Source organism: Streptomyces griseobrunneus, from assembly GCF_046713465.1.
Classification (GTDB): Bacteria; Actinomycetota; Actinomycetes; order Streptomycetales; family Streptomycetaceae; genus Streptomyces; species Streptomyces microflavus.
Map to the genome: position 1 here is coordinate 356,527 of NZ_CP177080.1, position 13,222 is coordinate 369,748.

The following is a 13,222-nucleotide window of genomic DNA, read 5'->3' on the forward strand; positions in this document are numbered from 1 at the left end:
CTCGGGCGGGTGGACATGCGGTGGAAGGAATCCACGTTGCTGCTTCTCATCTCCCCGGACGGTGTCGAAGAGGCCCTCGAGTGCGCGAAGGCGGCGGAACACCTTGACATCGTCGATGTCAAGAAGCCCGACGAGGGCTCGCTCGGCGCGAACTTCCCGTGGGTCATCAGGGAGATCCGCGGCGCGGTCCCGGCGGACAAGCCGGTCTCCGCCACCGTGGGGGACGTACCGTTCAAGCCCGGCACGGTGGCCCAGGCGGCGCTCGGTGCGGCGGTCTCCGGCGCCACGTACATCAAGGTCGGCCTCTACGGATGCACGACGCCCGACCAGGCCATCGAGGTCATGCGCGGGGTCGTGCGGGCCGTGAAGGACTACCGGCCGGACGCGTTCGTCGTCGCCTCGGGCTACGCCGACGCCCACCGGATCGGCTGCGTCAACCCGCTCGCACTGCCCGACATCGCCCGCCGCTCCGGCTCCGACGCGGCCATGCTCGACACCGCGATCAAGGACGGAACCCGGCTGTTCGACCACGTGGATCCCGAGGCCTGCGGGGAGTTCGTCCGGCTGGCCCACGAGGCCGGCCTGCTCGCCGCCCTCGCGGGCAGCGTCAAGCCGGCGGACCTCGCCACGCTCACCCGCATCGGGACGGACATCGTGGGCGTGCGCGGGGCGGTGTGCGAGGGGGGCGACCGCAATACGGGGAGGATCCAGCCGAGGCTGGTGGCCGACTTCCGCGCGGAGATGGACCGGCACGCCCGGGAACACGCGGCCACCCTCGCCGCGAGCTGACCGCCCGTATGGACCCGGATCAGCCCGGCGTCACGTTGGACCCACATCAGCAGCCCGGCGTCGCCATGGACCCACATCGGCCCCGCGCCGACAGGGCTCCTCGTCCTTCCCTCCCCGGACCAGGGCTTCGAGGCGAGCACTTCACCGTCCTCGACCCGGCGACGGGCGAGACCTTCGACGAGGCTCCAGACCAGCGGCCTCAGGAGCTGGACGCCGTCGTCGGCCGGGCCCACGAAGCCTGGCTCGGCTGGCGGACCGACCCCGTCGCCCGCACCACCGCGTTGCTCGCGTCGGCCGACGCCGTGGAGGCGGCCGGAGCCGACCTCGCCCCACTCCTCACCCGCGAACAGGGCAAACCCCTGTCCGAGTCGTACGCGGAGGTCGCCCGTACTGCGGCCCGCCTGCGCTACTTCGCCGAGTCGTCCCCCGAGTCACGGACGATCTCGGACGGCCGGCCGGTGCACAGCGAGATCCGCTGGCGCCCGCTCGGGCCCGTCGCCGCCATCGTCCCGTGGAACTTTCCCCTCCAGCTCGCGTCGGCGAAGTTCGCGCCCGCGCTCGCCGCGGGGAACACGGTGGTGCTCAAGCCCTCACCCTTCACGCCGCTCGCCACCCGGCTGCTGGGATCCGTCGTGTCGGCCGCCCTCCCCGAGGGCGTGCTGACGATCGTCACCGGTCGCGAACCGCTCGGCGCCCGCCTCGCGTCACACCCGGGGATCCGCCATGTGACCTTCACCGGTTCCGTTCCGACCGGGCGGGCCGTCGCCGCGGGCGCGGCGCCCGGCCTCGCCAGGGTCACCCTGGAGCTGGGCGGCAACGACGCCGCCATCCTGCTGGACGACGTGGATGTGGAGCGGATCGCGGACCGGCTGTTCTGGGCCGCGTTCCGCAACTGCGGGCAGGTCTGCATGGCGGTCAAGCGGGTCTACGCCCCGGCACGGCTCCACTCCCAGGTGGTCGAGGCCCTCGCGGAGCGTGCGAAGACCGTCGTCGTCGGATCCGGTCTCGACCCGGGTACGGAGCTGGGGCCGGTCAACAACGCCGCCCAGCTGGCCCGGGTGGAGCGCTGCACGGCCCGGGCCCTGGCGGACGGGGCCCGGGCCGTGGCCGGGGGCCACCGGCTGGACCGGCCGGGCTACTTCTACGCCCCGACCGTCCTGGCCGATGTCCCGCCCGACAGCCCGGTGGTGACGGAGGAACAGTTCGGTCCGGTGCTGCCGGTGCTGCCGTACGGGAGCCTCGACGAAGCAGTCGGGGCGGCCAATGCCACCCGCTACGGGCTGGGCGGCTCGGTATGGGGGACCGACCTGGACCGGGCCGAGGCGGTGGCCGACCGGCTGGAGTGCGGGACGGCGTGGATCAACCACCACGCCGAACTGTCCCTCGCCCAGCCCTTCGCCGGGATCAAGGAGAGCGGCGTCGGCGTCGCGGGCGGGCCGTGGGGGCTCTACGGGAACCTCAGGCCGTTCGTCGTACACCGTCCGCAGGAGGCGGGAGCGTGAGGTTCGGTGCGGCGGTGCTGCGCTCGTACGAGGACCCGTTCGCCGTCGAGGAGGTGATGCTGAAGTCGGGACCCGCCGACGGCGAGATCCTGGTCCGGATCGCGGGCTGCGGGATGTGCCGGACCGACCTCGCCGTCCGGCGCTCGGCGGGCCTCTCGCCGCTGCCTGCGGTGCTCGGCCACGAGGGGGCCGGGGTGGTGGTGCAGACGGGCGGCCCGGACACCGGGCTGAGCCCGGGCGACCATGTCGTGCTGAGCTTCGACTCCTGCGGACACTGCCGGAGCTGTCTGGGCGCGGCCCCCGCCTACTGCGACAGGTTCGCCGCGCTCAACCTCTTCGGGGGGCGTACCGAGAACGCGGAGCGGTTCACCGACGCGGCCGGGGGCGCGCTCGCACCCCGGTGGTTCGGCCAGTCCTCTTTCGCCGAGTACGCGATGGTCCCGGCCCGCAACGCCGTGCGGGTCGCCCCCTCGCTCCCCCTCGAACTGCTCGGACCGCTCGGCTGCGGGTTCCTGACCGGCGCCGGGGCGGTGTTCAACTCCTTCGGCGTCGGCCCCGGGGACACCGTCGCAGTCTTCGGCGCGGGAGCGGTGGGCCTGGCCGCGGTCATGGCGGCCACCGCCGCCGGGGCCTTCACCGTGGCGGTCGACCGGCGCCCCGAGCGGCTGGCCCAAGCCGAGAGGTTCCGGGCGATCCCGCTGCATGCCGCCTCGGCCGACCTGCCCGGCCGCATCCAGCGGCTGACCGACGGCGGCGCGCAGTACGCACTGGACACCACGGGTTCCGGCGAGCTGATCAACGACGCGCTCCGGGCGTTGCGCCCGGCCGGCCACCTCGGCCTGGTGGCACGGCTCCACACCGCGCTCCCGCTCGAACCGGGGACGCTGGACCGGGGCCGGAAGATTTCCCACATCTGCGAGGGGGACGCGGTGCCGGGACTGCTGATTCCCCGGCTGACCGGGCTGTGGCAGGCCGGCCTGTTCCCCTTCGATCAGCTCATCCGCACGTACCCCCTGGCCGACATCGACGAAGCCGAACGCGACTGCGAGGCGGGCCGCGTGGTCAAACCGGTCCTGATCCCGGAGCACCGGACGTGATCTCTATTCGCACCGAAGGAGTGCACATGGTCGACACAGCGCACCGGAACACCGGTGTGGAGGGTGTGGCAGGAGGGGTCGGCGTGACGGCCCTTCTGGTCGCCGCGGCGCGGGCGATCGAGACCCACCGCCCCGACAGTCTGGCCAGGGACGTCTTCGCGGAGCACTTCGTGCTCGCCGCACCGGCGTCCGCGGGCTGGCCGGTCCATCCGCGACAGGTCCCGGACGGGGACGCGGACCCGCTGTGGGGACGGTTCGCACGCTACTTCGGGCTGCGGACGCGGGTCCTTGACGACTTTCTCCTCCAGTCGGTGCACGCGGGGGGCGCCCGCCAAGTGGTCCTTCTCGGTGCGGGGCTGGATTCGCGGGCGTTCCGGCTCGACTGGCCCCCCGGCTGCGTGATCTTCGAGATCGACAGGGAGGAGGTGCTGGCGTTCAAGCACCAGGTCCTCGACGGTCTTTCGGCCACCCCGAAGGCGGCCCGGGTGCCGGTCCCGATGGATCTGCGCGCCGACTGGGCCGGCGCCCTGCCCGGCGCCGGCTTCGACCCGGCCGCGCCGAGCGTCTGGCTGGTCGAGGGGCTGCTGTTCTATCTGCCGCCCGCCGCCGAGACCTACCTCATCGATACGGTGGACCGGCTGAGCACGGCGGGAAGCGCGCTGGCCTTCGAGGTCAAGCTCGACAAGGACCTGCTGGAGTACCGCGACAGCCCGCTCTACACGGCGACCAAACACCGGATCGGCATCGACCTGCTGGACCTGTTCGACCGGGAACCCCGGCCCGACTCTGCGGGAAACCTGACGGACAAGGGCTGGTCCACCTCGGTCCACACGCCCTTCGACTTCACCCGCCGGCACAGGCGCGGCCCGCTGCCCGAGCAGAACGACGCGCTGGCGGGCAACCGATGGGTGTTCGCGGACAAGCCGCGGCCGTAGACGCGGGCCGGGTACGGGCGTCCGGGGGGATCCGTCAACGTCCGGCGCGTGGCCGGAGGGGATAGGTCACCGCCCGGCGCGTAACCGTAAGGAGGTACGTCACCGCCCGGCGCGCAGCTGAAGGAGGTACGTGGCGGTCAGCGCGACGGCTCGCTCAGCGTCGTTCGACAGCTCCACGAGGGCGCGTGATGCCGTCGTCCCCGGTACGCCCGCCAGCGCCTGGGTCAGCCGCCCCCGGGCCGGCGCTCCGGTGGTGTCGTGGGCGAGGCGGTCCACCAGCCGGGCCGCGATCCGGTCGGCCGTCGCGGTGTCGCTCGCCAGCACGCTCAGGGCGTCGGCCGCTTCGGTGTCGTTCCTCCCCTCCGCGATCATGTCGATGAGCGTCGGTACGGCATCGGCGTCGCCGCGTGCACCGAGCTCCAGCGCCGCGTATCCGCCGACCACGGCATCGGGGTGCGCGAGGGCCCCCAGATGCCTGGTGGCCTCGTCGCCGGGCATCTCGGTGAGGGACCGGACGGCGCGTTCACGCACTGCGGCCACCGGTGAGCCGATGCCCTCCGCCAGCAGGGCCGGGCCGCCGTCGCCCGATCGTGCCAGCGCCCATCGGAGGGCGCCGGCGACGTGGGGATCCGTCTCACCGAGTACCGCCTCGAACAGGGCTTCCACCGGCAGCGGTGCCTCGTCGGCCGAGGAGAGGGCCGCGCGCTGGCGGGCGTCGGCGCTCGGCGATCCCAGTGCCTGGAGGAGGGTGACGACCTGGAGGGCGTCCTCCCAGCCGGCGGGATCCGCGGCATGGATCCGGCTCAGCCGTGTGAGCAGCTCGGTCTCCGCCGCGATACGTTCGCGCGTCCGGCCGATGAGGTCGCCGACGAGCGCCGACGGTGTGAAGCCGGGATCGTCGAGCGCGCGTCCGACCTCGCGCAGCGACAGCCCCAGCGCCCGCAGGCTCTCGATGTGGAAGATCCGCCGGATGTCCTGCGCGGAGTACTCCCGGTAGCCGGAGCCGCCGAGTGCCACGACGCGCTTCGCCTCCTCGATGGCGTACGTGAATCCGGCGTCCGGGTCGCGCAGCAGCCTCTGGGTGGCGAGCGCGTGCGCGCGGATGTGCCTGTCCGGGGCGGTCGTGGCACGGCGCAGGGCCGGCACCATCACCTCCCCCAGTGCGACCAGCGCCTGGCTGAGGCTCAGCTGTGTCTCCCGCCCCCGCGCCCGAGCTGCGTCACCAGCACCGTGGCCAGCGCGGGCTCCTCGCCCTGCGGCACGAGGGCGACGGCGGCCCGCCAGGCGCTCCGCGCCACCTGGTCGTCGGCGTCGGTCAGGAGCTCCGAGGTGATCGCAGGCCACGCCTGCCGGTCCCCGGTCTTGGACAGCGTGTGCAGTGCCTGGCTCCGTGCCTGCGCCCGCTCCGACCGGAGTTCGCGGAGCAGGGCGGGGAGCGTCAGGGAGACCGGGTGGCGGGTGAGCGCCCAGGTCAGCATGTCCCTGACGAAGAACTCGGGCTCGGTCGCACACCGTTCGACGAGCCGGTCGACATAGCGCGGGCCGGGCGTCGCTCCGATGGCCAGAGCGGCCCGCAGCCGTACGGGGGAGCGGTCGTCCTCCAGCGCCTTGAGTGCTCGCACCACTTCCGTGTCCTGTCCTGCGACCGTCATCACGATCCCTGTCACGGCCAAGCGGGCGCGGGAGACCCGACGGTGACATTTAGGTAAGCCTCACCTAATATGACGATGTCGTCTTCGGGTCCCCACACAAGAAGCCGGTATCCCCCTTCTTTGTCATTCGTCCAGGCACGGCTTCCCCCACCGGCTGTGCCGTGCCCTCGCCCGAAGGAGACATGCAGCGCATGTCCATGCCCCGCCGCGGCCGCCTGGCCGCCCTCGCCGCCCTGACCGTCGTCTCCATGGGCACCGGCGTCCTCGCCGTTCCCGCCTCCGCCGCCCCGAGCACCCTCGTCGCCGCACAGGCCCAGCAGGCCGGGACCACGTCGGCGGCCGCCCCGATCCTGGTGGCCGGCGGGTCCTCCTGGGGCTTCAAGGAGTCCTGGGTCCGCTATGTGACGTCCATGGGCGGCTCGGTGAACGTGGCCGGCGGCGCCACCAAGGACGCGGCCGGGCTGATCGGTTACCCCGTCAAGCACGGGTCGGTGGACCCCGCCAAGCGCAACGCCGATGTCCGCTTCGGCGGCTCGGTCACGTACGCGGTGCCCAGCCACGGCATCACCGCCATCACCCTCGCCAACCCCCGGATCGTCCTCAAGAACGGTCAGGGCACGCTCTACGTGGACGTGACCACGGACCTGGAGGCCGGCCAGGCCCCGGTCACCACGGCCGGAGTGGAGCTCGCCGAGCTGCAGGCGTCGGCGGGCGCCCTGAACGGAGCCGCGCTCGACTGGACCGGGATCACGTCGAAGCTCACCGGCAAGGGCTCGGAGATCTTCGCCTACCAGGGCCGGCCCATGTACGAGCCCGGCTCCGCGCTGGACCCCGTCGCCATCGCCGGCACCGCCAGCGTCCCCACCCTGACCGTCGGTCAGGTCACCAAGCTCGGCGCGGAGACCCAGGTCACGGTCGAGGGCAAGGGCTACCAGCCCGGCCGCGGTGTCTACCTGGCGCAGTCCATCGCCCTGCCCGGCGCCACTTACCCCAGCGTCTACGGCAACGCGGCCTGGGTCCGCCAGGTCGGCGCCGACGGTACCTTCACCGTGACGGCGAAGCTCACCGAGACGTTCACCTCCGGCGGCACCACCGTCGACTGCCGTACGACCGCCTGCTTCGTCACCACCTTCAACTCGCACGACGGCAGCGACCCGACCTGGATGCCCTCGCGCGCCCAGGACGTCGCCCAGCCGCTCGGTTTCGGCGATGCCGTCCCGGCCGCCGTCGTGACCCAGCAGCCCACCGCTCGTACCGCCCGCTCGGGCGCCGACGCCGTCTTCACCGCAGCCGCGACCGGCTACGACTCGGTGCGCTGGGAGCGCAGCACCGACGCCGGCAAGACCTGGAGTGCCGTCTCCGGAGCCACGTCCACCACTCTGACGGTGAAGGCGAGCGCCGCGCTCAATGCCCACCGCTACCGCGCCGTGTTCGTCAACGCGTCCGGCGAGACCGCGACCTCGGCCGCCACGGTCACCGTCTCCGCCGTGCCCGCCCGGATCGTCTCCTTCAACGCCTCCCCCGAGCCCGTCGGCAAGGGCAGCAAGCTGAAGGCGGCCGGTACGCTCCAGACCGTCGGAGCCACGGACAACACCTGGCGTCCGCCGGCCAAGACGTCCGTCGTGATCGAGTTCCAGGCGAAGGGCAGCAAGACCTGGAGCCGGGCTGCCGCGGTCACCACCAGCAGCAAGGGCGTCTTCTCGGCCTCGGTCACCGCCGCCAAGGACGGCACCTGGCGCGCCCGTTACGCGGGCACCGCCGACCGGGCCGCCGCTGTCAGCGGCGCCGACTACGTGGACGTCAAGCTGCGGACCGCCGTCTCCGGCTTCAACGCCTCCCCCGAGCCGGTCCGCAAGGGCCGCACCATCACGGCCAAGGGCACCCTGCGCAGCCTGGACGGGAGCTGGAAGAACACCTCCGGCCAGTCCGTGAACATCCTGTTCCAGGCCAAGGGCTCCGAGAAGTGGACCAAGCTGGCCACCGTGCGCACCAACGGCATGGGCGTCTTCAGCAAGGGCTTCACCGCCAAGAAGGACGGCACCTGGAAGGCCGAGTTCAAGGCCACCTCCGCACGTCTCGGCACGACCGGCTCCGGCGACCACGTCGACGTACGCTGACCCTCATAGGCCCGTACACCTTCACCGGACGGCCGGTCACCGCGGGCAACTCGCCCGCAGGTGACCGGCCGTCCGGCCGTGTACCCGCTCCCCCCGCGCCCGTAGGCCGAACGGGCGGGCCGAACGTTCCCGGGACGCCGCTCCGGGTGTTTCTGCGCCGGGAGCACGCCGCTGTCGTGATCGTCTCTGACCACCGCCTCCTTCCCTGTGCGGCCCGCCCACCCGATGGGTCCTGACGAACCGCATCCGTACTGGGTACGAGTCCGGAAGGAGTGACGAATGATTCGCCCCCTGAGCGGAAGGACGTGAGATGGCCCGTATCCAGGCCGTGGAACACTCCTTCGCCGCCTGCCCGCTCCCGGTGGGCCCCGGCCCGTCGGGAACGGGAGCCGGTGCCGTCGACGCGGACGTGGCCGGCGCCGTCCTGCGTACCGCACGTGCGGTCCTCGCGGAGCGGGTCGCCCAGGCGGCGGAGATCGACGCCTCGTTCGCCGGGGACCTGGCCGGGCGGGTCGCCGACTTCACGCTGGACGGGGGCAAGCGCATGCGTCCCCGGCTCCTGTGGTGGGGGATGCGCGCCTGCGGTGCGGCGGATGCCGGGTCCACCGCCGCCGCGCTGCGGCTGGGGGTGGCGCTGGAGCTCATCCAGACGTGCGCGCTGATCCACGACGACGTGATGGACCGCTCGCGGCTGCGCCGGGGGAAGCCCGCCGTGCACATCGGCCTCGCCACCCGGGCCGGCCTCTCCCCGGACTCGGAACGGGGCTCCGCGTTCGGTACGTCCGCCGCCGTGCTGGCCGGGGACCTCGCCCTGGTCTGGGCCGACGACACCGTTACGGAGACCGCGCTGCCCGCCCACGTACGACACCGGATCCGGACCATCTGGCGCTCCATGCGGACCGAGATGGTCGCCGGGCAGTACCTGGACCTGCACGGCCAGGCCACCGGAGGCTCCTCGGCGGCGCGGGCGATACGGACCGCCTGCCTCAAGAGCGCCCTGTACTCCGTCGAACGGCCCCTGGCGATCGGGGCCGCACTGGCCGACGCCGACGAGCGCACCACCGCCGCGCTGCGCTCGGCCGGTCGGTGCGCGGGCATCGCCTTCCAGCTCCGGGACGACCTGCTCGGGGTCTTCGGCGACCCGGCGAAGACCGGAAAGCCGTCCTGCGACGACATCCGCGAGGGCAAGCCCACCTATCTCCTCGCCGTCGCCCGTACGCGGGCCGAAGCGGCAGGTGACGACGGGGCGCTGGCCGTCCTCGGCCACGCCGTGGGCAACGCCGACGTCACCGAGGAGGACCTCGCAGACGTACGCGGTGTCTTCGAGACGACGGGGGCGCGCGCCCATGTGGAGCGGAAGGCGGAGCGCCTCCGCGACCATGCCGTACGCCGTCTGGGTGAGGCCGTCGATGTGGACGCGCATGGCGGCCGGCAGTTGCTCGGCCTGCTGCGCGCGGTCTCCGGAGACGGCTCCGCGAACTCCCCCGACGACACCCGCGGGCACGAGCGCCGGGCGGCGGCCCGGGACCTGACCGCGGCCGAAGGAGGACCTGTCCGGTGATCACGGTGAAGGGGCCCGTCGACCATGTGGTGGTGGTCGGTGCCGGTCTTGCGGGGCTGGCCGCGACGCTCCATCTGCTCGGCGCGGGCCGCCGGGTCACGGTCGTCGAGCGGGACTCCGGGCCCGGGGGCCGGGCCGGACTGCGGGAGTCTGGCGGCTACCGCATCGACACCGGTCCGACCGTGCTGACCATGCCGGATCTGGTGGAGGAGGCCTTCGCCGCGGTCGGGGACCGGCTGGCCGACCGGCTGGAGCTGATCCCGCTGGACCCGGCCTACCGGGCCAGGTTCGCCGACGGGACCCAGCTCGACGTGCACACCGACGGGGCCGCGATGGAGGCCGCGATCGAGCAGTTCGCGGGGGCCCGGCAGGCGGTGGGCTACCGGCGGCTGCGGCGCTGGCTGGAGCGCCTGTACCAGGTGCAGATGCGCCGTTTCATCGACGCCAACTTCGACTCGCCGCTCCAGCTCGCCCACCCCGATCTCGCGCGGCTCGCCGCCCTCGGCGGTTTCGGCCGGCTCGACGCGCGGATCGGCCACTTCGTCTCGGACGAACGGCTGCGCAGGGTCTTCTCGTTCCAGGCGCTGTACGCGGGCGTCCCGCCGGCCCGGGCGCTCGCCGCGTACGCCGTCATCGCCTACATGGACACGATCGCCGGGGTGTACTTCCCCAAGGGCGGCATGCACGCGCTGCCCCGAGCGATGGCGGACTCGGCCGCCGGGGCGGGCGCCGCCTTCCGGTACGGGCAGACCGTGACCCGGCTGGAGCGGTCGGGTGAACGCGTCACCGCCGTCGTCACCGGCCAGGAACGCATCCCCTGCGACGCGGTGGTCCTGACCCCCGATCTGCCCGTCGCCTACCGGCTGCTCGGCCGCAGCCCGCACCGGCCGCTCCCGCTGCGGCACTCGCCGTCCGCGGTGATCCTGCACGCGGGCACGGACCGCACCTGGCAGGATCTGGCGCACCACACCATCTCGTTCGGCGCGGCCTGGAAGAGCACCTTCCGCGAACTCACCCGCACCGGGGAGCTGATGTCGGACCCTTCGCTCCTCATCACCCGGCCCACCGCGACCGACCCCACGCTCGCCCCGCCCGGCAAGCACCTCCACTACGTGCTGGCGCCCTGCCCGAACACCGAGGTCGGGCCGGGCGTACGGGAGTGGCGGGAGCTGGGGCCCCGCTACCGGGACGAGCTGCTGGCCGAGCTGGAGCGCCGCGAGATGCCCGGCCTAGGCGCGGCGATCGAGGAGGAGGGGCTGGTCACACCGGTCGACTGGACCGCCCAGGGGCATGCGGCGGGCACCCCCTTCTCCGTGGCCCACACATTCCCCCAGACCGGGCCCTTCCGCCCGCGCAACCTGGTTCGCGGCACGGTCAACGCCGTCCTCGCGGGGTGCGGCACCACGCCCGGCGTCGGCGTGCCGACCGTCCTGATCTCCGGGAAGCTGGCGGCGGAGAGGATCACCGGCCCCCGTACCGTCCCTCGCCCCGTCCGGAGAGGCACCACCGCATGACCGTCCGTGAACTCGACGCCGCAGGCATCCACGAACCCGCCCTCCGCGCGGCGTACACCCACTGCCGGGGGCTCAACGCGCGCCACGGCAAGACGTACTTCCTCGCGACCCGGCTGCTTCCCGTCGACCGGCGCCCGGCCGTCCACGCCCTGTACGGCTTCGCCCGGTGGGCCGACGACATCGTGGACGATCTCGACTCCACGGCCACCCCCGGTGAGCGGGCCCACGCGCTGCTCGCCCTGGAGGCCCAGCTGGAGGCGGGGCTGCGGCGGGACCGGGCCACCGAGCCGGTGATCCGGGCGCTCGCCGACACGGCACGGCGGTACGGCATCGGCCACCGGCACTTCACCGACTTCCTGGCCTCCATGCGCAGCGATCTGACGGTCGGCGGGTACGCCTCGTACGACGAGCTCGGCCGGTACATGCACGGGTCGGCCGCGGTGATCGGCCTCCAGATGCTGCCGGTGCTCGGGACGGTGGGACCGTGTGAGGAGGCCGCTCCGCACGCGGCAGCGCTCGGCGTCGCCTTCCAGCTCACCAACTTCCTGCGGGACGTGGGTGAGGACCTGGACCGGGGCCGGCTGTATCTGCCGGCCGAGTTGCTGGCCGCGCACGGGGTGGACCGGGAACGGTTCGAGTGGAGCCGGAAAACGGGGGCGCGGGACGCACGGATCACCGATGTCCTGCGGGCCGCCGCGGCCCACAACCGGGCCGTCTACCGGGACGCCCTGCCGGGGATCGCGATGCTCGCCCCGGTGTCGCGGCCATGCATCCGTACGGCGTTCGTGCTGTACAGCGGCATTCTCGACGCGATCGAGGACGACGGGTACGCCGTCCTGCACCGCCGGGCGGTCGTGCCGCGCCGGCGGCGGGCCGCCGTGGCGCTGGACGGGCTGGTACGGGCGGTCGCCGTGCGCGCGGTGAGGCGGCGTGGCGGGGAGGAGCCGGTTGCGGGGCCCTGTGACGCCTCCCCGTCGTCCCGGCCCCGGATGGCCGGCGCCCCCGCCCCCGTACGGGAGGAGGCCGTATGAGTCCGGCACCGGGACGGACCGGCCGTGTTCCTCTGCGGCTCCGGCGCACGCCCGTCCCCTGGGAGCGGCAGGCGTCGACGTGGCGGGAGGCGAAACCGGGGCTGATCGCGGAGGCCCTGAAGCGTGCGCAGAGCCGGCCGTCCGGCAACTGGTACGTCATCGGGGCCGCCCGGGACCTTCCTCCCGGGCGGACGCTCGGGGTCACGGTCGGCTCCACCGAGGTGGTGGCGTGGCGGGACGCCGAGGGGAGGCTCCGCACCGGCCCGGGGGCCTGCCCGCACCTCGGGGCGCCGCTGCGCGACAGCCCCGTCCGCTGCGGCACCCTGGTCTGCCACTGGCACGGACTTGCCCTGGACGGGAAGCCGTTCGCCGGGTGGGAGCCCTACCCGGCCTTCGACGACGGGGTCCTCCTCTGGGTGCGGCTCGACCGGATGGGGGGCGAGACCCCTTCGGAGCGGCCCCACGTTCCGGCCCGGCCCCGCGTCCGGGACGCAGTGGAGGCCGTCTACTCGGGCGTCGGCCGCTGCGAGCCGGAGGACGTGGTGGCCAACCGCCTCGATCCGTGGCACGGGGCGTGGTTCCACCCGTACTCCTTCGTGGACCTGACCGTGACCGGAACGCCCGCCGATCCCACGGCGGACGGCCCGGCGGAGGACGACGGGTTCACCGTCGACGTGTCGTTCAAGGTGGCCGGGAGGCTGGTGGTGCCGGTCCGGGCGCGGTTCACGGCGCCCGAGCCCCGCACGGTCGTCATGCACATCATCGGGGGCGACGGTGCGGGGTCCGTGGTGGAGACGCACGCCACCCCCCTCGCTCCGGACGAGCGGGGGCGGCCCCGCACCGCCGTGACGGAGGCGCTGGTCGCCGCGTCGGACCGCCGCGGATTCGCCGTGGCCCGGGCGGCCGCGCCGCTGCTGCGCCCGCTGATGCGCGCCTCGGCGGGCCGGTTGTGGCGGGACGACCTGGCGTACGCGGAGCGGCGCTGGGAGCTCCGCGACAGCGGGCGGTTCCCGGGCTGAGAGGG

11 protein-coding genes are annotated in these 13,222 nt (G+C 73.5%); 9 read left to right on the top strand and 2 right to left on the bottom strand.

Annotated elements, in window-relative coordinates; genetic code table 11:
• The first annotated feature begins 36 nt into the window (after positions 1-36).
• From ACK8N7_RS01770 to ACK8N7_RS01785, 4 genes are all read left to right on the top strand, one after another.
• Positions 37-789, top strand: coding sequence for a (5-formylfuran-3-yl)methyl phosphate synthase (locus ACK8N7_RS01770; protein ID WP_403217843.1), 753 nt, complete (start codon positions 37-39; stop codon positions 787-789).
• A gap of 65 nt (positions 790-854) precedes the next feature.
• Entirely contained in the window at positions 855-2,291 is a 1,437-nt protein-coding gene (locus ACK8N7_RS01775) for an aldehyde dehydrogenase family protein (protein ID WP_500440512.1), read from the top strand.
• A complete protein-coding gene (locus tag ACK8N7_RS01780; RefSeq protein ID WP_500440514.1) occupies positions 2,288-3,388 on the top strand; it encodes an NAD(P)-dependent alcohol dehydrogenase in 1,101 nt (366 codons plus the stop codon). The genes ACK8N7_RS01775 and ACK8N7_RS01780 overlap by 4 nt, the downstream gene beginning before the upstream one ends.
• 26 nt (positions 3,389-3,414) lie before the next feature.
• Entirely contained in the window at positions 3,415-4,323 is a 909-nt protein-coding gene (locus tag ACK8N7_RS01785) for a class I SAM-dependent methyltransferase (protein WP_403217845.1), read from the top strand.
• Positions 4,324-4,422: 99 nt separating this feature from the next.
• Here ACK8N7_RS01785 and ACK8N7_RS01790 read toward each other — a convergent pair whose 3' ends face one another.
• Together ACK8N7_RS01790 and ACK8N7_RS01795 are read right to left on the bottom strand one after the other, a co-directional pair.
• The gene (locus ACK8N7_RS01790; RefSeq protein WP_500440516.1) at positions 4,423-5,472 is read right to left on the bottom strand and encodes a HEAT repeat domain-containing protein; all 1,050 of its coding nucleotides are present in this window, start codon (positions 5,470-5,472) and stop codon (positions 4,423-4,425) included.
• 35 nt (positions 5,473-5,507) lie between these two features.
• Entirely contained in the window at positions 5,508-5,975 is a 468-nt protein-coding gene (locus ACK8N7_RS01795; protein WP_500440518.1) for a HEAT repeat domain-containing protein, read from the bottom strand.
• A 191-nt stretch (positions 5,976-6,166) separates the two neighbouring features.
• Here ACK8N7_RS01795 and ACK8N7_RS01800 point away from each other — a divergent pair, with 191 nt between their 5' ends.
• The 5 genes from ACK8N7_RS01800 to ACK8N7_RS01820 all read left to right on the top strand — a co-directional run bounded on the left by ACK8N7_RS01800 (position 6,167) and on the right by ACK8N7_RS01820 (position 13,217).
• Positions 6,167-8,092 carry an HtaA domain-containing protein gene (locus ACK8N7_RS01800; RefSeq protein WP_500440520.1) on the top strand — a complete coding sequence of 642 codons (1,926 nt, stop codon included), beginning with the start codon at positions 6,167-6,169 and terminating at the stop codon, positions 8,090-8,092.
• Positions 8,093-8,402: 310 nt separating this feature from the next.
• Positions 8,403-9,653 (top strand): polyprenyl synthetase family protein, encoded by a 1,251-nt coding sequence (locus tag ACK8N7_RS01805; protein WP_403217849.1) that lies wholly within the window; start codon positions 8,403-8,405, stop codon positions 9,651-9,653.
• On the top strand, positions 9,650-11,167 hold the full coding sequence (locus ACK8N7_RS01810) for a phytoene desaturase (protein ID WP_500440522.1): 1,518 nt from the start codon (positions 9,650-9,652) through the stop codon (positions 11,165-11,167). The genes ACK8N7_RS01805 and ACK8N7_RS01810 overlap by 4 nt, the downstream gene beginning before the upstream one ends.
• Positions 11,164-12,198 (top strand): phytoene/squalene synthase family protein, encoded by a 1,035-nt coding sequence (locus ACK8N7_RS01815; protein WP_500440524.1) that lies wholly within the window; start codon positions 11,164-11,166, stop codon positions 12,196-12,198. The genes ACK8N7_RS01810 and ACK8N7_RS01815 overlap by 4 nt, the downstream gene beginning before the upstream one ends.
• Positions 12,195-13,217 (top strand): Rieske (2Fe-2S) protein, encoded by a 1,023-nt coding sequence (locus ACK8N7_RS01820; protein WP_403217852.1) that lies wholly within the window; start codon positions 12,195-12,197, stop codon positions 13,215-13,217. The genes ACK8N7_RS01815 and ACK8N7_RS01820 overlap by 4 nt, the downstream gene beginning before the upstream one ends.
• Positions 13,218-13,222 lie beyond the last annotated feature (5 nt).